This is a genomic window from Rothia koreensis, from assembly GCF_004136575.1.
GTDB classification, from domain to species: domain Bacteria; phylum Actinomycetota; class Actinomycetes; order Actinomycetales; family Micrococcaceae; genus Rothia; species Rothia koreensis.
The window spans coordinates 281,623-299,844 of the sequence record NZ_NOIQ01000001.1 but is presented as its reverse complement, the minus strand read 5'-3'; the positions used below and the strand labels follow the sequence as shown (position 1 = coordinate 299,844).

Genomic DNA, 18,222 nt, shown 5'->3' with positions numbered 1-18,222 from the left:
CGCTTCATGCGTCTGTGGCTTACAAGATTCCGACCGGGATCGACCCCACGAGGGTCGCCGGTCGACCGACCGTTGCTCACCCGAGATCGAGATCGGCGATCGTCGTGCGCGTGTCCGGGACCAACGAGGCCAGACCGGTACCGGAGAGCCAGGCCCCGACGGAAGCGACCCGGCTGAGTTTCGTGAGGTTCTGGCGGAATGCCTTGACCTTCTGGGCGTGACCGATCGAAACCTGCGGCATCGCCGTCTTCCACCGGACGACGTCGGCCCCCTGCAGGTATTTGCGGCTCAGGCTGGTGCCCATGATCCGGGAAGCATCGTGGAGCGCAAGGCTCATGAGCTGTTCGTCCGAGAGGGTCAGTTCCGTGATGGACTGCCCCTCCGACGTCGGCCCGCGACCGTACGAGAGCCGCAGAATGTGCCGGTGCTCCCCCACGCGGTCGGCGATCCACTGCCACTTGGCCGTCATGTGCGTCAGGGCCTTGGCCCGGACGGTCCTGACACGGTCGCTGACAAGAACCCCGGTGCCTCGCGGCGCGGAGTCGAGCGCGGGTGCATCCACAACGAGTGTCACGAGCGCGATCTCCGGCCCGCGGCGCACTTCGGGCAACAGGTCGCTGTCCAGGTGGGGCCCCAGCAGGCGAACGGTCGTGGGTCCGTCCGTGGCCAGGACCAGGACGTCGGCGGTCAGCGCCGCCCGTTTTCCCGCTGAGCCCTCCTGACGCCGGATCGCGATCCAGTTCTGCGTGACCTCGTCACGGTCCACCGCGATCACGTCGCATCCTGCCAGGAGGCGCACCCCGCGACGGGTCAGGTCATTGACCAGCGCTTCGGAGAGCTGGTTCATCCCGCCCACGAGGCCGGCCACCTGGGATCCGGCGGGCGAGTTCGCTCTGAGTACCGCCGCGGAGGCACCCAGGGAACCGTAGGTACGGATCCCCTCTCTGAGTCCAGGCGCCACGGCGTCGACGTCGAGCTCGTTCGGGTGGGTCGAATGGATGCCCATGGTCACGGGCGCGACGAGTCCGTCGACGACGTGCTGCCCCATCCGCGCCTTGACCAGACCGCCGAGGGTCTTCTGGTGGGCCCCGACCGACGACGGCAAGTACCGGTCCATGGCCGCTCTGCGCTGACCGGCCGCGGTGAGCGCGGGGCGCAATTCTGAGTCGCCCGGATTCGCGGGAATTCCCAGGATCCCCGAGGAAGGCATGGGGATCGGACCGCTGGGCAAGTACAGCCATGATCCTACTCGCGAGGGCGTGGTCCGCGCCTCTCCCAGGCCGAGATCATCGATGAGTTCTGCAACCGATGCATTGCGCGTCGCGTACGATTCGGCACCCGAGTCGAGAACCATGCCGCCTACCTGGTGCGCTCCCACGGCTCCTCCGAAGTGGTCCCGGGATTCCGTGAGCACCACGCGCAGGCCGCGATCGGCGAGTTCGCGGGCAGCCAGCAGGCCGGAGACGCCGCCGCCGACCACGAGCGCGGTCCGGGCCTTGCGCGAACGAACCGCGTCCGGGGCATGGGCCGGGGAGGAATCGCCCGGCGCCTCAGGGCTCTTGAGGGTGTTGGCCTGATCCGGGGTGACTTTCTGAGGTTGGGATGCCATCGACGCTAGCTTTCGTGTATGAATTCGACGAGCCGGGTCAGTACGGCGGGGTCCGTTCCCGGCGGGACGCCGTGCCCGAGATTCACGATGTGGGCAGCGGCGGCCTTACCCTTCGAGAGTACGTCCATGGTGTGCTTCTGCAGAACACCCCACCCCGCGTCCAGCAGGGCCGGGTCAATATTTCCCTGCAGCGGTGTATCGCGGCCCACTCTCTCCGCGGCCTGGTCCAGGTCAATGCGGTAGTCCACGCCGACGACGTCGGCTCCTGCCTCCTTCATCGCCACGAGGAGCTCACCCGTGCCCGTGCCGAAGTGGATCCGTGGCACACCATAGGGTTCGACCGCGGAGAGGACCCCGGCCGAGTACTTCATCACATGCTCCCTGTAGTCACGCTCGGAAACGGAGCCGGCCCACGAGTCGAAGAGCTGGACGGCACTGGCTCCCGCTTCGATCTGTGCGGAAAGGAACTGGGCCGAGACTCTGGAAACCCATCCGGCGAGTGCGTCCCAGGCTTCGGGGTCGCGGTACATCATGGTGCGGGGGCCCAGGTGGTCCCGGCTCGAGCCGCCCTCGGCCATGTAGGCGGCCACGGTGAACGGCGCTCCGGCGAATCCGATCAGGGGCGTGCTGCCGAGCTGTTCGACGGTCAGTGCGACCGCCTCGCGAATGGGATCGAAAGCCGAGTCCGGCACCTCGGGCAACTCGGCGATCCGCTCCATGCTGTTGAAGGGCGCGCCCATGACCGGGCCCTTGCCCGGCAGGATGTCGACGTCGAGGCCGGCCACCTTGAGTGGGACGACGATGTCGGAAAAGAAGATCGCGGCGTCCACGTGGTGCCGGCGAACGGGTTGCAGTGTGATTTCCGACGCGAGGTCGGGTGTCAGACACGACTCGAGCATGTTGGTGCCTTCCCTGGCCGCCCGGTACTCGGGGAGGGAACGACCGGCCTGCCGCATGAACCAGACCGGCGGGTGTTCCGGCCTGTCCCCGAGCATGGCCCGGATCATGGGCGAGCGGTCCGTGCCCGCCGTGCGCAGGGGGTGTTCGGAGGGCAGGCGGGAAAGCTGCGCCTCGGTCAACATCGGCCGGGGCGCGTGGTTCGGAGTCGTCATAATGATTCCATTGTGCCAACTTGTCGGACCGTTTTTGTGGACAGGTTGTCATCACGGGATCGGGGTCGCGAGAGTCACTCCGAGCGTGTTTCGCGGTCTCTCGGGACGTGGTTATTATGAGTGAGTCGTGGTTTTGTTTTCGCTGGTTTCATCGCACAAGAATGTTGACCTGAATACCGTCGCCACGTTGACGACGGGCGTCGGGGCGCTCGGTCCTGCCCTCGTGAACGAGGGGCCGCTCAAGGGCCTCGTGACCCTCTCGACCTGCAACCGGCTCGAACTCTACGGTGAGGCACTCGCGACCGACGGCGACGTCGACCGGGCCGTGGACGCCATGGTTGCCACCATTTCCGATGCCGCCGATCTCGACGAATCCTTCGTCCGCGGATCCTTCGAGATCCTCCGGGACGAAGACGCCGCATCCCACCTGTTCACCGTGGTCACGGGGCTCGAGTCTGCCGTGGTCGGCGAACGGGAAATCACCGGGCAGGTGCGACGGGCCCTCATGAACGCTCGCGAAGAAGGCACGGCGTCGGGCGAACTCATTCGTCTGTTCGAGGCCGCGGCCAGGACCGCACGCACGGTCGGGACCGAGACTGCTCTCGGCGAGCGCGGCAGGTCCATCGTCTCCGTCGCCCTCGACCTCGCCGAAGAGGTTGCCACCACGCCGTGGAAGGAGGCCCACACGCTGGTCTTCGGCACGGGCGCCTACGCGGGTGCCACCATGGCCGCACTCAGCGCACGAGGTTGTCACAACGTCTGGGTGTACTCCGCATCCGGTCGCGCCGAAGAGTTCACCGCGAAGCGCGGCGGAACACCCGTGACAGATGCGGAATTGACTCAGGCCATGACCGCCTCCGACGTCATCATCGGTTGCAGCGGCGGATCGACCCCCTTTTCTTCGGAGACGTTCCCGGAAGGCAACCACATCGTCGTCGACATGGCTCTGACCAGAGATTTCGATCCTTCCATCGCTGACCTGGACGGTGTCGAACTCATCACCCTCGAATCCGTGAGGCTCGCGGCCCCGGAGGAGGCCAACGAATCGGTCTCCGCGGCCCGCGCGATCGTCGAGAAGGCCACGCGGGAGTTCAGGGCACACAGGAACCAGCAGAACGTGGACGATGCCATCGTCGCCCTGAGGCGTCACACCATGGCGGTTCTGGACACCGAAATGGACAAGGTCAGGCACCAGTACGGTTGCGGCGCCCAGGCGGATCAGCTCGAATTCGCGATGCGCCGCATGATGCATTCTTTGCTGCACACACCCATGGTCAAGGCTCGGAAACTGGCCGCGGAAGGCCGTGAGCAGGAGTTCATGGACGCGATCGAGGCGCTGTACGACATCACCGTCCCGGAGCCGGCCGCAGAGGATTCCCCCGAAGCGGACACGACGCCCGCGGGACACGACGTCGCGGAGCAACAGAAAGCGTCCTGACAAGGGCAAACAAGTCTTATAGTAGTGTCCTGGACCCGGACGGCGTGGTCACGGGACGCTCATGGTCCGATGGTGCCGCCACCACCCGTGGTCCTGGACAATGCGGCCGAATCGCCATGAAAGGACTGCCCCTCCCATGTCTGGCTCGTCAGAACTGTCGCCACGATATGAGTTCGGTACCCGGATGCCGGGGCCCCAACGACGTCGTCAGTTGCTCTCCGTGGCCCGAGAGCACTTTGCCGCATACGGCTTCCACACCACCACGATGGAAGACATCGCCGAATCAGCGCGCGTGTCCAAGCCCGTTCTCTACCAGCACTTCTCGGGGAAGCACGAGCTGTACTGTGCTGTCCTCGAGTCGGCGATCGAGCTCTTCGAGAACCAGGTCATCACTCCCCTGCTCCGCGACATCGGGAACAAGACCCGAACCAAGGCCATGATCGCGAACTTCATCGACGTCGTCATCAATGATCACGATGTGTACCGGATTCTGTTCGAATCGGACGCGCGGGCCAACGAGTCCGTCGCTCGGAAGCTCGACGGTCTCGTGGCACGGGTTTCGCAGCGCCTGGGTCGCACACTGAGCGAAAACAGCGACCTCGACGACGAGGACTGTGACTTCCTGGCCCAGGCCCTTGTCGGCCTGGCCATATCTGCGGCCCGCATCGTCTCCACCACGGAGTGCCCGGACAAGCAATTGCGTCAGCAATTTCTGTTGTTCAAACTCGTCTGGCGGGGCCTGGAGAACGTCGACAAGCCGTGGGAGTGACTACCGCGCTCAGCGAAATCGGTGCGAGGTGCGCACCAGCTCGCTCGAGGGTTGAGTAGGCTGGGGCTCGAGTCCCGTTCCCGCCATCATCGCAGGAGGAATACGCATGGAAATCAAGATCGGTATCAAGGACGTCGCCCGGGAGGTCGTCGTCGAATCCGACCAGACGCCCGAGTCCGTCCAGAAGCAGGTCTCCGAGGCCCTGGCCAACCAGAGCCTGCTCGAACTTGCCGATTCGAAGGGCAACATCACCCTCGTCCCCGGCGCCTCGATCGGCTACGTCGAAATCGGCGCCGAAACGCGGCGCCACATCGGCTTCGGCCCGTTCAGCGACAGCTGAGCAACCTGCCCGCAATCCGCTGACGGAAGGGAGGACCCGCCCGAATCGGGCCAGGTCCTCCCTTCGTTTCGTCCAGCGGGATAGACTGAACCCTGGATGCCCGGTCGTTTCCTGTTGAATTGACGTCCGCCACGGGGCGCCACCTCGGATTTCGAGGAAGCGCGCCTCACCCGATGATTGTTGCGATCGGCTTCCTACCGATCCTTCGACCGCTGAGGTTGAGCGCCGCGAGACGTGCGCAACCAGCCTCCGCGCGACGGTTCCCAACCGTCCGCCCTGCGGTCACACCATCGACCGAGTGGAGCTCATCCCCGTGAACCAAGACAACGATCCGGAAACCACAGTTCTCGAAGAAACCCCCGACACCGTGCAGCGCGGCCTGGAGACCGATGCCGCCGAATCCCCGGAGGTTCGCCCCGAAGAAGACAAGACCTTCGCAGATTTCGGCGTCCGCGAGGACATCTGCGAAGCCCTGGCCGAGAAGGGGATCACCCACCCCTTCCCCATCCAGTCCATGACCTTGCCCGTCGCCCTGTCGGGACAGGACATCATCGGCCAGGCCAAGACGGGTACCGGCAAGACCCTCGGCTTCGGATTGCCGGTGCTCCAGCGCGTCGTCGGTCGCGACGACGCCGCCTGGGCCTCCCTCAAGTCCCCCGGCGCGCCCCAAGCCCTCATCGTGGTTCCCACGAGGGAATTGGCCGTTCAGGTCGGCAATGACATCTCCGTGGCGGCGCGGAAGCGCAATGCCCGGGTCGCCACGATCTACGGCGGACGCGCCTACGAGCCGCAGATCGCGGAGCTCGAGAAGGGCGTCGAGATCGTGGTCGGGACACCCGGTCGCCTCATCGACCTCCACCGGCAGAAGTACCTCAACCTCCAGCAGGTCGGGGCGGTGGTCCTGGACGAGGCCGACGAAATGCTCGACCTGGGCTTCCTGCCGGACGTCGAACGGCTTCTCGCCTCGGTGCCCGAGGTCCGTCAGACCATGCTGTTCTCCGCGACCATGCCCGGACCGGTCATCTCCATGGCCCGCCGCTACATGTCCCACCCGATGCACATCCGCGCTTCGACCCCGGATGACGAAGGCGCGACCAAGAAGGACATTCGACAGGTCATTTACCGCGCGCACCCCATGGACAAGGACGAGCTGATCGCTCGGGCGCTGCAGGCCAACGGCCGCGGGCGAACCATCATCTTCACGAAGACCAAGCGTGCCGCCGCCCGCCTCTCCGACGAGCTCGTCAAGCGCGGATTCGCCGCGGGAGCAATCCACGGCGACCTCGGACAGGGCGCCCGCGAGCAGGCTCTGCGTGCGTTCCGGAACGAAAAGGTCGATGTTCTCGTGGCGACCGACGTCGCCGCCCGCGGGATCGACGTCGAGGACGTCACGCACGTGGTCAATTTCCAGTGCCCGGAGGACGAGAAGATCTACCTGCACCGCATTGGGCGGACCGGGCGCGCGGGCAACAAGGGCACTGCGATCACCCTGGTCGATTGGGACGACGTTCCCCGGTGGTCCCTGATCAACCGAGCACTGGACCTGGGCGTCCCCGAGCCAGTCGAGACCTACTCCTCCTCGAAGCATCTGTTCACCGACCTGGACATTCCCGAGGGGACCAAGGGAAAGCTGCCCCGCAACAAGCGCACCCACGCCGGTTTGGAGGCCGAAGAGGTCGAGGACATCGACGGCGATGACCGTCGTTCCCGTTCCGGCGGCGAGAGCCGCGGGAAGGCTCGCCCTTCCGGCCGGTCTTCGGGCTCGCGGTCCAGGAACGGTGGCCGCGGTGGGCGTCGTCGCTCGGAGAAGCCTTCACAGGGTCCTCGCGAGGGCAACGGTTCCGGACCCCAGCGGTCCGACGGCGGATCCGCCGAATCCGGTGGCCGTGGCGGGGATGCTCCCCGGCGACGCCGGCGTCGGCGTCGCACGGGCGGTGCCTCGGGCTCGCAGGCCTCGTCGGCCGAGTAGCCCCGGCTCCCGTGGGAATCGAGCTGAACGACCAGGACTTGGTGATCCGGGGAGACAACCGGGACGTCCTCGCGGATCTGCCGACCGAGGCCTTCTCGATGATCTATGTGGACCCGCCCTTCAACACCGGGCGCGCCCAGGTCAGGCGCAACCTCCGGAGCCACCGCGTGGATCCGGAGGACGCGGATCGGCGTGGCTTCAAGGGCCGCGGATACAAAAGTGTCCTCGAATCCTTGTCGCGGTACGACGACGCCTTCGAGGACTACTGGTCCTTCCTGCTCCCCCGCCTGGAACTGGCCCGTGACCTGATGACGGAGTCCGGGACGTTGTATCTCCACTTGGACTATCGGGAGGTCCACTACGCCAAGGTCATGTGCGACATGGTTTTCGGCCGCGACTGCTTTCTGAACGAAATCATTTGGGCGTACGACTACGGCGCCCGGGCGAAGAGGCGCTGGCCCGCGAAGCACGACAACATCCTGGTCTACGTCAAGGACCCGAAAAACTACCACTTCGACTCGGCCGAGGTGGACCGGGAACCGTATATGGCTCCGGGACTGGTCACGCCGGAAAAGGCTGCCCGGGGCAAATTACCGACCGACGTGTGGTGGCACACGATCGTCTCGCCGACGGGCAAGGAGAAGACGGGGTACCCCACGCAGAAGCCCATGGGCCTGTTGCGCAGAATGGTGGCGGCCTCCTCCCGACCTGGGGACTGGTGCCTCGATTTCTTCGCCGGATCGGGCAGCCTGGGGGCCGTGGCCCACGCTCTGGAACGACGTTTCGTGTGCATTGATTCCAACGATCAGGCGATCGAGATCATGCGCAACCGGCTTCCGCACGCTCGCGTGATCGAGGACTGACCGAGCCTGACTGGATCGATGGTGTCTAACGGGGGGATCGCGCCTGGGCCCTGATGGCCTCCAGAGCCTGCGGCTCGGTCGTGTTCTCTCCCAAACGATTGGGCTTTCCCGCGCCGTGGTAGTCGCTGGACCCGGTGACGATCAGCCCGTGCGTTCGAGCGAACTCCAGGAGCCACTGCCGGTCTTCGGGCCCGTTGTCCCGGTGGTATACCTCCACTCCGGCCAGACCGGCGTCGACCATGTCCTCGAAGACCTCCAGCCCCACGGTCCGCCCACGCTTGCTCGCGAGCGGGTGGGCGAATACCGGTACTCCCCCGGCCCGCCTCACGAGCGATACCGCGAGCGCCGGATTCGGCGCGTAGTGCGGGACGTAGTACTTGCTTCCCGTGGTGAGGATCGTAGCGAAGGCCTCGGTCCGGTCCCGGCATACTCCGGCCGCGACCAGGGCGTCGGCAATATGCGGGCGGCCGACCGTCGCATCGGCGTTGACCTGGGCCTCGACGTCCGGCCAGGTGATGGGAAAGTCTTCGCCGAGCCGGTCGACCATGCGTCGCGCCCGAGTCAGGCGCGCCGCTCTCGACCTGTCGATTTCGGCGCGCAGTTCCGGAGCCTCGGGGTCGTGCAGGTAACTCAGGAGGTGCACCGAGATGCCGTCTTCCGAGGCGCAGGTGACTTCCGTCCCCGGGACGAAGTCGATGCCGAGGGAGGATGCCTCCCGTGCTGCTTCTTCCCACCCCGCGGTCGAATCGTGGTCCGTCAGGGCAACGGAGGTCAGGCCCGCCTCGGCAGCTCTGCGAACGACGACGGCCGGGGGCTCCGTTCCGTCGGAGACGTTCGAGTGGGTATGGAGATCAATGCACACGGGAACCAATCTACTCGGTGCCCGGGAGGCGGCGTCCGAACTCGGGCGATATTGTGGAGTCATGACTTCGAACAATTCCCCGGAAACCCAGGAATCCGCCGACCAGCAGCCTCTTGAGGAACGGGTCGGCAACCGCTCGCAGCCGCCGCGATCGAGCGCGTTCAAGGATTTCATGGGCACCCAATGGGCGGCCTCGAACAAGCCGCTCCCCGAGCGTGCTTCGGTGGCCGATCACGCGGCCCGGCGTCGTGCGGCGTTGTCGGCGAAATTCCCCGGTGAGCGTCTGGTGATTCCGGCCGGACCGCTGAAGACGCGGTCCAACGATACGGACTACCGTTTCCGCCCCCACTCGGGCTTCGCCCACATGACCGGTCTCGGCGTCGACCACGAGCCGGATGCCGTGCTGATCCTGGAGCCGCTGGACGAACCGGCCGCGGACGGTTCGAACCACGAGGCGACCCTGTACTTCCGTCCGCTGGCCGGGCGCGACTCGGAGCAGTTCTACGCCGACCCCCGGTACGGCGAGTTCTGGGTCGGCCCCCGACCCACGCTGCAGGAGATCGAGTCCGAGTACGGAATCCGGTGCCAGGACCTGTCCGACGTCGAGGTGGCCATCACCAAGAACGCCGGCCCCCAGGCGCTGGGCGGCGTGCGTGTGCGTCTGTTGCGCGAGGTGGATCTGAACGTCGACGCCCTCGTCGATACCTCCCGCTTGAACACGAGCGTGGATCTCGAGGAATCGGATTCGCTCGACGGCCAACTGACCGAGGCCCTGTCCGAGTTGCGTCTCGTCAAGGACGAGGAAGAGATCGCGAACCTTCGTCGCTCGATTGCCTCGACCAAAACCGGCTTCGAGAATATCGTTCGGGCTTTCCCCCAGGCCCGCGAGCATCACCGCGGTGAACGGATCGTCGAGGGCGCGTTCTTCGCCGCCGCCCGGGCCGAAGGCAACGACGTCGGCTACGAAACGATCGCGGCCTGCGGCAACAATGCCACCGTGCTCCACTGGATCCGCAACAACGGAACCGTGGAGGACGGCAAACTAATTCTGGTGGATGCCGGCGTCGAGGACGACACGCTCTACACGGCGGACATCACCCGGACCATGCCGGTCGACGGCACGTTCACCGCCGTTCAGAAGAAGATCTACGACGCCGTGCTGAAAGCCTCCGACGCCGCCTTCGAGGTCGCCGTTCCCGGCAACCGGTTCCGCGATGTGCACGCGGCCGCGATGAAGTCTCTGGCCGAGTCCTTGGACGAGTGGGGGCTGCTCCCGTGCTCGGTCGAGGAAGCCATCTCGGACAACGGGGGCCAACATCGCCGGTGGATGCCGCATGGTACGAGCCACCACCTGGGATTGGACGTTCACGACTGTGCACAGGCCAAGCGGGATCTTTACCTGGACGGGATCATCGAGCCGGGCATGGTCTTCACGATCGAGCCGGGACTCTACTTCAAGGAAGACGACCTGGCCGTGCCCGAGGAGTACCGCGGCATCGGAATCCGGCTGGAGGACGATGTTCTCATCACCGAGGACGGCCCCGAGAACATGAGCGCCGGGTTCCCGCGGACGACGGAGGACATCGAGTCCTGGATTGCCGAGTTGTCCCGGTAGACCGTGTACGGCATGCACCTGCGCCCCCGGTCCACGTGGACCGGGGGCGCAGGTCAATGATCAAGAGTGCGCCGCTGAGTGCGGCGCTTTGCGTTCGCCGCTGCCGCGCCGGGTTCTCAGAAGCCCGACGAGTCGGGCCGTCGACCGTGGTCCGGAGCGGAATCCCCCGTCGGTGGCTCGTCCCGACGCTCGCTACCGCCGGCGCCAGCCGCATCGTCCCTCTGGGTTCCGGCCTCGTCGGAGCGGATGCCGAAGCGGGGGCGTCCGTCGGGAAGATCCTTGAAATCCCGGGCCTGTGACCGGTCCGGGGTCTCGGCGGCGCCGTCGTTCCCGGTCGGGTTGTTCTGCGCGGAGCCTTCCGCGGCATGCGGTGGCGGGGTCTGAGTATGGTTCGGCCGCTGTCCCGGGGCCGCCTGACCCCACGGCCCGTCAGGCCCGGGCGAGCCAGGCTGGTTGGCCGGACGATCTCCCGAGCCTTGCGGTCCTCCCGGAAATCCCGGCTGCTCGTTCGCGGCGGGACGGAAGGTCGGCGCCGATCGATGACCGCCCAACAGACGACGCGCTTCACCCGCCTCCTGGGGCGCGCACACCAGATCGTAGCTTCCGGCGACCAATTGGCCTACAGCGGTGAAGCTGCGTTGCCCGCCGCGCCGCGAATATCCGACGATCGAAAGGATCATCCAGAACGCGACGCCGAGCGGGATGGACGTCAGGAAGGCGGAGAGGGGCGATTCCCGTCCGAAGGCCATGAGCAAGGCGCCCAGAACCACGCCGTAGAACAGACCTTGGAGCGCCCCTGAGGCCGCGACCCTCGCATAGGAGAGAGTCCCCACGACGTGTTCAACCTGGCGGAGGTCCGATCCGACGATCGCGAGGTTCTGGACCGGAAAGCCGCGTTCGGCCAGAAGGTCGACCGCGCCCTGGGCGTCCTGGTACTTGGAGAACTTGCCCACGGTCACGGACCCCGCGAGTTGTTCGGTCCGCAAGGCGGCGAGTCTGGACTTTCCGGAATTAGCCATACGGACCATTTTCCCTGACTCCGGGCTTGACCGCCAACCATTCTCGTGGGTATCGCCACAGGTGAACCGGCGGGATGATACTGGCCGGGATATATGAGTACGCTGTTGCAGTGAGCAACGTTCCGAGCAGAATCTTCATCGCAAGGCTCCTGGGCCTTGATGTCTTCGATCCCGTGGGCGACCGGTTGGGGCGCCTGCGGGACGTCGTCGTGCTCAACAGGGACGCCAAGCGCAAACACCTGCAACCGCTCGTGGTGGGCATCGTCGTCGAGGTCCTGGGGAAGAAGCCCGTCTTCGTGCCGATGACGCGCGTCAACAGCATGGACGCGACCCAGGTGATCGTGACCGGGCTGGTGAATCTCCGCCGTTTCGAGCAGCGCGGGGCAGAAGCCCTGGTCATCGGTGAGCTCTTCGACCGCAAGGTCCACTTCAAGGACAATTCGGGCGAGGCAACCATCGAGGACTGCGCCATGGAGCAGACCAAGAACGGCGATTGGAAGATTACCGAGCTGTTCGTTCGTCGGGCCGGTACCACGGGCCGTTTCGTGCGACGCAAGAACGAGGCCTTGGTCGTGGACTGGGAGGACGTGGTCTACGGGACCGCGATGGATCCTCAGGGCGCCTCGCACTTCCTGGCGACCCACGAGGACACCCAGCCCGCCGACCTGGCGGACGCCCTCCACGACCTCAACGACAAACGCATGCTCGAGGTTGCGGAGGAACTCCGGGACGAGCGGCTCGCGGACGTCCTCCAGGAGCTTCCCGAGGAGGACCAGGTGCGTATCCTCTCCAGCCTGGACATTCGCCGTGCGGCGGACATCCTCGAGGAGATGGAACCGGACGACGCCGCCGACCTGCTCAACATGTTCACCGACAACCAGCGCGAGGCGCTCCTGGAGCGGATGGAACCCGACGACGCCGAAGACGTCCGGCGGCTTCTCGAGTACGAGGAAGGAACCGCTGGATCGTTGATGACGCCGGTGCCGATCATCCTTCCCCCGGAAGCGACCGTCGCCGAGGCCCTGGCCCACATCAGGCAGGAGGAAATTCCCCCGGCGGTCGCCGCCGCGGTCTTCGTCTGCCGCCCGCCCCTCGAGGCTCCGACCGGTCGGTACATCGGCATGGTGCACATGCAGGAGCTCCTGCGTCTCGCACCACCGGAACCCGTGGGAAACATCATCGATCGGAGCATCGAACCGATCCCTGACGTCGCCTCCCTGGAGGATGTCTCCCGGGTCCTGGCGACCTACGACCTGACCATCATTCCCGTGACCAATGAACACGATCGCCTCGTCGGCGCCGTGACCATTGACGACGTTCTCGACGCGCTCCTCCCCGAGGATTGGCGCACCAACGACGACGGCACCCCCGTCCGAAAGGTGGGACGCAAATTTGAGTGAGACGACCAGAAATCGCCGCACCCGCGATACCCACCGTGCCGGTCTGGACACGCCGCTCGCGAGCAAGCCCAAGTGGTACCAGAGGTACCAGCCGAACCCCGAGGCCTTCGGCGTCATGACCGAGTCCTTCGCACGGTGGATGGGCACGCCCCAGTTCCTCGTGTGGATGACGGTGTTCGTGGCCGTGTGGCTCGGGTGGAATACGCTGCTGCCCGAGTCGTGGCAGTTCGACCCCCGCGCGCTGAACTTCACGCTGCTGACCCTCATGCTGTCCTTGCAGGCGTCCTACGCGGCCCCTCTCCTCCTGCTCGCCCAGAACCGCCAGGACGACCGTGACCGCGTGGTCGCCGAGGAGGATCGGCAACGGACCCAGCAGAACCTGGCGGACACCGAATACCTGACCCGGGAAATCGCGGCGCTGAGGATCGCGCTCCGGGAAGTCGCGACCCGCGACTTCGTTCGTTCCGAGATTCGGGACCTCATCGAGGAACTCGTGCAGGATTCTCGCGCCCAGGAAACGAACGGTGGCGGGGCCGACGGCGATGCCGCGCATTCGTCGTCGAAGGACTCCGACAGGCACCGCAGCCCCGAACCCCGGACGTCGGTCCTGGACATCGTGACCGCGGACGGCGACGGCGGAAGTCATGCGAGTTCCACGACCGATCACAGTGCACGGGATACGCGCACCCCGCGGGAGACTCATGAATGACGCATTGCGTGCGGCGCTGTCCACCGTGATCGACCCCGAGTTGCGGCGGCCCATCACGGAGTTGGGAATGGTGACCGACGCCGAGTTGGACGGGACCACGGCCCGGATCGGTATTCGGCTGACCATTGAAGGCTGCCCGCTCAAGAACACTATTCAGGACGACGTCCGGGAAGCCGTCCGATCGGTCGACGGCGTCGAGTCGGTCGAGATCGACCTCGGCTACATGGACGCCGAGGCACGCAACCGCCTCCGTGACCAGCTCGGCCACACGAAGACCAACCCCTTCGCCGACCCGGCCAATCTGACCCAGGTCTATGCGATCGTCTCCGGCAAGGGCGGCGTCGGCAAGTCGACCGTCACGGCGAATATCGCCGCATCCTTGGCCACCGAGGGATTGTCCGTGGGGATCGTCGACGCCGATGTGCACGGCTTCTCGATACCAGGGCTCCTGAACATCACCCAGCCGCCGACCAAGCTCGAGGACATGATCCTTCCTCCGGTCGTGGAAGTTCCGGCCTCGCGACGGGTTGCGGCGGGACGGGACGACGTTCCCGGATCGATCCGGGTCATTTCGATCGGGATGTTTCTCGAGGACAACCGGCCTATCGCATGGCGTGGACCCATGCTGCACCGTGCGCTCGAGCAGTTCCTGACCGACGTCCACTTCGGAGACTTGGATGTCCTGCTCCTGGATCTTCCGCCGGGAACCGGCGACATCGCGATCTCGATGTCCCAATTGGTCCCGAACGCCGGCCTCGTGGTGGTGACCACGCCCCAGCCCGCGGCGGTCAACGTCGCGGAAAGGGCCGGGACGATGTCGTTGCAGACCGGACAGAAGGTCGTCGGGGTCGTGGAAAACATGGCCGCCATGGTCATGCCGGACGGGACACGCATGGAGATGTTCGGCTCCGGCGGCGGAGCAATGCTCTCAGAACGCCTGGGCCAGGCTCTCGACACCGAGACGCCCCTCCTCGGCTCGGTCCCGTTGGACTCGGCCCTGCGGGAAGGCGGAGACACGGGCGTTCCTGTGGTGTGGTCCGCCCCGGACTCTCCCTCGGCCCGGGCTCTCTCCGACGTCGCAGACGGAATCAGAAAGCAGAAGCGAGGGCTCTCCGGGCGAAGGCTCCCCCTGGACCTGAGCTGACCCGGTCACGGCTCGTGCGGCGAACCACGAGGACAGAAGAACCACGAAGACAGAAAAAAGACCGGACGGAGGACACCGTCCGGTCTGGCCAGGAAGCCACAATCCGTCGTTGGGTCAGGTGGCTTCCGTGTCGTAGGGAGCGAGTTGACCCGGGCTCAATCGCGTCGTGTTGGAAGCAGGCGGCGCAGAGGCCTTGTCCTGTTCTTCCTGCTGTTCCTCGTCGTCTTCCAGGAGCGCCTCGCGGACGATCCGGCGCGGATCGTACTGTCGGGGGTCGTAGGCCCTCCAGTTGATGTCCGACAGTTCCGGCCCCAAGGTTTCCTTGAGATCATCCTTGGCACCCGCGGCCGTGCGTCGCAATGACTTGATGAGGTCCTTGAGCTGCCGCGCGTACTCGGGCATGCGCTCAGGGCCTATCACCACGAAAACGATAATGGCCAAGACGACGAACTCGGCCCCGTTGATTCCAAACACACCAGCACATTACCAGCCCCCGATGGGCCGGAGCCGGTCATTGTGATTGAGGTCCGTGTGCGTTCGCTCGACCGCTGGGCGGGTGCTCCGCTCCCTTCCCTATTGCGTGATGGGGTCGAGACATTCCTTGAGGTCCTGGGCCTCGTCCTTCGTGATCTCGAGAACCAGGCGGCCACCGCCCTCGAGGGGAATCCGCATGATGAGGGACCGGCCTTCCTTGGCGACTTCCATGGGTCCCTCGCCGGTCCTCGGCTTCATCGCGGCCATTGTTTCTCCTTGTCGGATAGACGCTGTTCGCCGAGGAGGTTCGAACCTCGGTTGGTCAATGATAGCTCGATCACCTTAACAACCGATGGTTACGGGCTCCGCCGGGCTCACGGCGGGTAGTCGCCTCCGCTGGGAAGTTCCTTCCAGTGCCACAGCCATCCGACCCAGATCAGCTGCCCCACGGCCGCCCCGATGAGCAGTGTTGCCCGGTATGCACGCGATTCGGAGAGCGCCACCAGCGGCGCGGCCAGGGGGAAGACCGGAAGGAGCAGGCGGAAGGTCGAGGACTGCGGGAAGAGAAAAATCAGCAGATATGTGACGTATGCGTAGCACCAATACCGGATATTGCGCGGCAACGTTGTCAGCACCACGCGGCTGTGCATGACCCACAGGAACCCGAGGACCAGGATCAGGAGAATGAGGGGGCCGGGAGCGCCGAAGTAGTTCAGCGACTGGTCGATCCAGGGCTGCACGGGCAGCAGGTGCTCACCGCGCCACGCCGTCTCGGTGGAGGTGTAGGCGTCGTATCGCCCCGTGGCGATCCAGGCGATACCGGGCCAGGCCAGCGCGCAGACGCAGGCGAACAGGGCGACGCCGAGGTATCGTGCGGTTCTTCGGAACGAGGCGGCGAAGCGAGCGAACCCTTCCGTCGAGGAACGTTCGCGGTAGGCCAGGACGAAACGGGTCAGCCACCAGAACCCCAGCGCGGCCGCCACGGGCACCCCGACCGGTCGGGACAAGCAGGTCGGGATCAGCACCAGCGAACAAATGACCAGATTTCCTCGCACCAGGGCCAGCAGGAATCCGGCGAGGAACATGAAGTTCATGGACTCCGCGTAAGGAACCTGGAGGATCGGCGCGATCGGATTGAGCAGGACCAGCGCCGTGGACCACAGGGCGAACCGATCGATGCCGCGTCCGGGCTGCTTCAGCCCGAGGCCGTGGAGGATGCGACGCGGAGAAACATACTGTTCCCCTCCGGCATCCTCGGACCGAGAGGCGACGGCCCGGGCCGAGGTGAAGAAGCCGTACAGGAGGATTGAAGCGACGGCTCCGCAGGCGATGGACACCAGTCCCCCGGCGGCAGGCCAGGAAAGTCCCGTGACCCTCATGAGGCCTGACACCGTCATCGGGAACAAGGGATAGAAGGCCCAGGGGTTCTGGTCCACGCTTCCGGACAGGTCCACCGGAAGCGTGCTCGGGTACCCCACCTGTGCGATGTGCCGGTACCAGTCCCCGTCCCAGATGGCGATGAACTGCAGGTAGCTCATCGGCCCGGACCCCCAGGGGCTGGACTGTTGCTGGCGTCCGACCAGGCTGAAGACCACCCAGCCCCAAATCCGGGTTGCGGCGTAGACGCCCAAGACCCAGAGGAAGATCGGGGACCCGAGGATACGTTGTCGGATCCGTTCGACGCCGTCGGCGGCGAACCGGCGTACGGGCGTCACCTGGTGCCGTGGCGACCGGTCGGGCGGTCGACGTCGGGGGTCGTGCGACCGTGCTCCAACGGGCCCCGTTCGGGACCGGGGCAGTCGATGCCGTCTCGGGAAACGTATTCGGATCCGGAGAGTCGGTCCGCGCCCAGGACGGCGCACGAGATGAGCACGGCCGCCAGAATGACGAAAGTCAATCCCACCAGGATAAAGTTCATGCCTCCATTCTGGACCATGAGTTCGGGAACTTCCTCGATGGACGATCTGCCCGAGTCGGGTCCGCGCCGGGCGTTCGGCACCTCCCCCGAAGGCTGCCTTCGGGCGACCTCACGTGATACACAACACTGGTATAAATGATTCTCATCACCTTCCAGTCAATCAGCATGAGGTATTCGATGAGCACTGCAGCTCCAGAGGGTGGCACCGCAGCCATTTCACAGGCCGGCGCCGAGGTCCGACTCTCGGGCGTCAACAAGTGGTTCGGTGACCACCACGTCCTCCGCGACATCAATCTGACGGTCAAACCGGGTGAGGTCGTCGTACTCCTCGGCCCGTCCGGCTCGGGAAAGTCGACCCTCTGTCGGACCATCAATCGGTTGGAGACCATCGACTCGGGTTCCGTTCAGATCGACGGCGCGGAGATTCCTGCCGAGGGCAAGGCATTGGCCGAGCTTCGTTCGGAGGTCGGCATGGTCTTCCAGTCCTTCAATCTGTTCGCCCACAAATCCGTTCTGGAGAACGTGACCATGGGCCCCATCAAGGTCCGCGGCAAGTCCAAACGGGAGGCCAGGGAACTGGCGGAAGCTCTGCTGAAAAAGGTCGGAGTGGTCAACCAGGCCGACAAGCTGCCCGCCCAGCTCTCGGGCGGGCAACAGCAGCGCGTGGCGATTGCCCGGTCCCTGGCCATGCGGCCCCGCGTCATGCTCTTCGACGAACCGACCTCCGCCCTCGACCCGGAGATGATCACCGAGGTACTGGACACCATGGCCTCCCTGGCCAAGGAGGGCATGACCATGATCGTGGTGACCCACGAGATGGGATTCGCGCGCGAAGCGGCGGACCGAGTGGTCTTCCTGGCCGATGGCGCCGTCGTCGAGGAGAACACCCCTGAGGAATTCTTCACCAATCCGCAATCGGATCGTGCCAAGGACTTCCTGGGCAAGATCCTCAATCACTGACCACCGGTCGCCACCGTGAAA

General features: G+C 65.5%; 18 protein-coding genes. 10 read left to right on the top strand and 8 right to left on the bottom strand.

Going from position 1 to position 18,222, the window contains the following annotated elements:
• Positions 1 to 76 precede the first annotated feature (76 nt).
• Both hemG and hemE read right to left on the bottom strand, forming a co-directional pair.
• Positions 77 to 1,609: a protoporphyrinogen oxidase gene (hemG, locus tag EWU68_RS01445; protein WP_129314093.1), complete on the bottom strand. Its 1,533-nt coding sequence runs from the start codon at positions 1,607 to 1,609 to the stop codon at positions 77 to 79.
• A 5-nt stretch (positions 1,610 to 1,614) separates the two neighbouring features.
• Complete coding sequence (gene hemE, locus EWU68_RS01440) at positions 1,615 to 2,721, bottom strand: uroporphyrinogen decarboxylase (RefSeq protein ID WP_129314092.1); 1,107 nt, start codon at positions 2,719 to 2,721, stop codon at positions 1,615 to 1,617.
• Positions 2,722 to 2,848: 127 nt separating this feature from the next.
• Here hemE and EWU68_RS01435 point away from each other — a divergent pair, with 127 nt between their 5' ends.
• The 5 genes from EWU68_RS01435 to EWU68_RS01415 all read left to right on the top strand — a co-directional run bounded on the left by EWU68_RS01435 (position 2,849) and on the right by EWU68_RS01415 (position 8,100).
• Complete coding sequence (locus EWU68_RS01435; protein ID WP_129314091.1) at positions 2,849 to 4,159, top strand: glutamyl-tRNA reductase; 1,311 nt, start codon at positions 2,849 to 2,851, stop codon at positions 4,157 to 4,159.
• A 136-nt stretch (positions 4,160 to 4,295) separates the two neighbouring features.
• Positions 4,296 to 4,928, top strand: a complete 633-nt coding sequence (locus tag EWU68_RS01430) for a TetR/AcrR family transcriptional regulator (protein WP_162421326.1) — start codon at positions 4,296 to 4,298, stop codon at positions 4,926 to 4,928.
• A gap of 106 nt (positions 4,929 to 5,034) precedes the next feature.
• Positions 5,035 to 5,268 carry a DUF3107 domain-containing protein gene (locus tag EWU68_RS01425; RefSeq protein WP_129314089.1) on the top strand — a complete coding sequence of 78 codons (234 nt, stop codon included), beginning with the start codon at positions 5,035 to 5,037 and terminating at the stop codon, positions 5,266 to 5,268.
• Between the two features lie 313 nt (positions 5,269 to 5,581).
• Complete coding sequence (locus tag EWU68_RS01420) at positions 5,582 to 7,237, top strand: DEAD/DEAH box helicase (protein WP_420852859.1); 1,656 nt, start codon at positions 5,582 to 5,584, stop codon at positions 7,235 to 7,237.
• A gap of 11 nt (positions 7,238 to 7,248) precedes the next feature.
• Positions 7,249 to 8,100 (top strand): DNA-methyltransferase, encoded by an 852-nt coding sequence (locus EWU68_RS01415; RefSeq protein WP_238692245.1) that lies wholly within the window; start codon positions 7,249 to 7,251, stop codon positions 8,098 to 8,100.
• A 25-nt stretch (positions 8,101 to 8,125) separates the two neighbouring features.
• Here the strand turns inward: EWU68_RS01415 and EWU68_RS01410 are convergent, their stop codons facing one another.
• Positions 8,126 to 8,962 carry a PHP domain-containing protein gene (locus EWU68_RS01410; RefSeq protein WP_129314088.1) on the bottom strand — a complete coding sequence of 279 codons (837 nt, stop codon included), beginning with the start codon at positions 8,960 to 8,962 and terminating at the stop codon, positions 8,126 to 8,128.
• 61 nt (positions 8,963 to 9,023) lie between these two features.
• Here EWU68_RS01410 and EWU68_RS01405 point away from each other — a divergent pair, with 61 nt between their 5' ends.
• The gene (locus EWU68_RS01405) at positions 9,024 to 10,577 is read left to right on the top strand and encodes an aminopeptidase P family protein (RefSeq protein WP_129314087.1); all 1,554 of its coding nucleotides are present in this window, start codon (positions 9,024 to 9,026) and stop codon (positions 10,575 to 10,577) included.
• 116 nt (positions 10,578 to 10,693) lie between these two features.
• Here EWU68_RS01405 and EWU68_RS01400 read toward each other — a convergent pair whose 3' ends face one another.
• The gene (locus EWU68_RS01400; RefSeq protein ID WP_129314086.1) at positions 10,694 to 11,596 is read right to left on the bottom strand and encodes a general stress protein; all 903 of its coding nucleotides are present in this window, start codon (positions 11,594 to 11,596) and stop codon (positions 10,694 to 10,696) included.
• A gap of 110 nt (positions 11,597 to 11,706) precedes the next feature.
• On the opposite strand from EWU68_RS01400, the gene EWU68_RS01395 reads away from it, so the two are divergent.
• From EWU68_RS01395 to EWU68_RS01385, 3 genes are read left to right on the top strand one after another with little or no spacing between them, the layout of a single operon-like run.
• On the top strand, positions 11,707 to 12,996 hold the full coding sequence (locus EWU68_RS01395) for a magnesium transporter MgtE N-terminal domain-containing protein (protein WP_238692244.1): 1,290 nt from the start codon (positions 11,707 to 11,709) through the stop codon (positions 12,994 to 12,996).
• Entirely contained in the window at positions 12,989 to 13,705 is a 717-nt protein-coding gene (locus EWU68_RS01390; RefSeq protein WP_129314084.1) for a DUF1003 domain-containing protein, read from the top strand. The genes EWU68_RS01395 and EWU68_RS01390 overlap by 8 nt, the downstream gene beginning before the upstream one ends.
• A complete protein-coding gene (locus EWU68_RS01385; protein WP_238692243.1) occupies positions 13,698 to 14,849 on the top strand; it encodes an Mrp/NBP35 family ATP-binding protein in 1,152 nt (383 codons plus the stop codon). Before EWU68_RS01390 ends, EWU68_RS01385 begins: the two co-directional genes overlap by 8 nt.
• Positions 14,850 to 14,963: 114 nt before the next feature.
• On the opposite strand, the gene EWU68_RS01380 is transcribed toward EWU68_RS01385, so the two are convergent.
• The 4 genes from EWU68_RS01380 to EWU68_RS01365 form a co-directional block, all read right to left on the bottom strand.
• Positions 14,964 to 15,323, bottom strand: a complete 360-nt coding sequence (locus EWU68_RS01380; RefSeq protein ID WP_129314082.1) for a twin-arginine translocase TatA/TatE family subunit — start codon at positions 15,321 to 15,323, stop codon at positions 14,964 to 14,966.
• 99 nt (positions 15,324 to 15,422) lie between these two features.
• Positions 15,423 to 15,590: a DUF3117 domain-containing protein gene (locus EWU68_RS01375; RefSeq protein ID WP_129314081.1), complete on the bottom strand. Its 168-nt coding sequence runs from the start codon at positions 15,588 to 15,590 to the stop codon at positions 15,423 to 15,425.
• A 107-nt stretch (positions 15,591 to 15,697) separates the two neighbouring features.
• Positions 15,698 to 17,038, bottom strand: a complete 1,341-nt coding sequence (locus EWU68_RS01370) for a hypothetical protein (protein WP_129314080.1) — start codon at positions 17,036 to 17,038, stop codon at positions 15,698 to 15,700.
• Complete coding sequence (locus EWU68_RS01365) at positions 17,035 to 17,241, bottom strand: hypothetical protein (protein ID WP_129314079.1); 207 nt, start codon at positions 17,239 to 17,241, stop codon at positions 17,035 to 17,037. Before EWU68_RS01365 ends, EWU68_RS01370 begins: the two co-directional genes overlap by 4 nt.
• Positions 17,242 to 17,418: 177 nt before the next feature.
• On the opposite strand from EWU68_RS01365, the gene EWU68_RS01360 reads away from it, so the two are divergent.
• Positions 17,419 to 18,201, top strand: coding sequence for an amino acid ABC transporter ATP-binding protein (locus tag EWU68_RS01360; protein WP_129314078.1), 783 nt, complete (start codon positions 17,419 to 17,421; stop codon positions 18,199 to 18,201).
• The last annotated feature ends 21 nt before the right edge of the window (positions 18,202 to 18,222 follow it).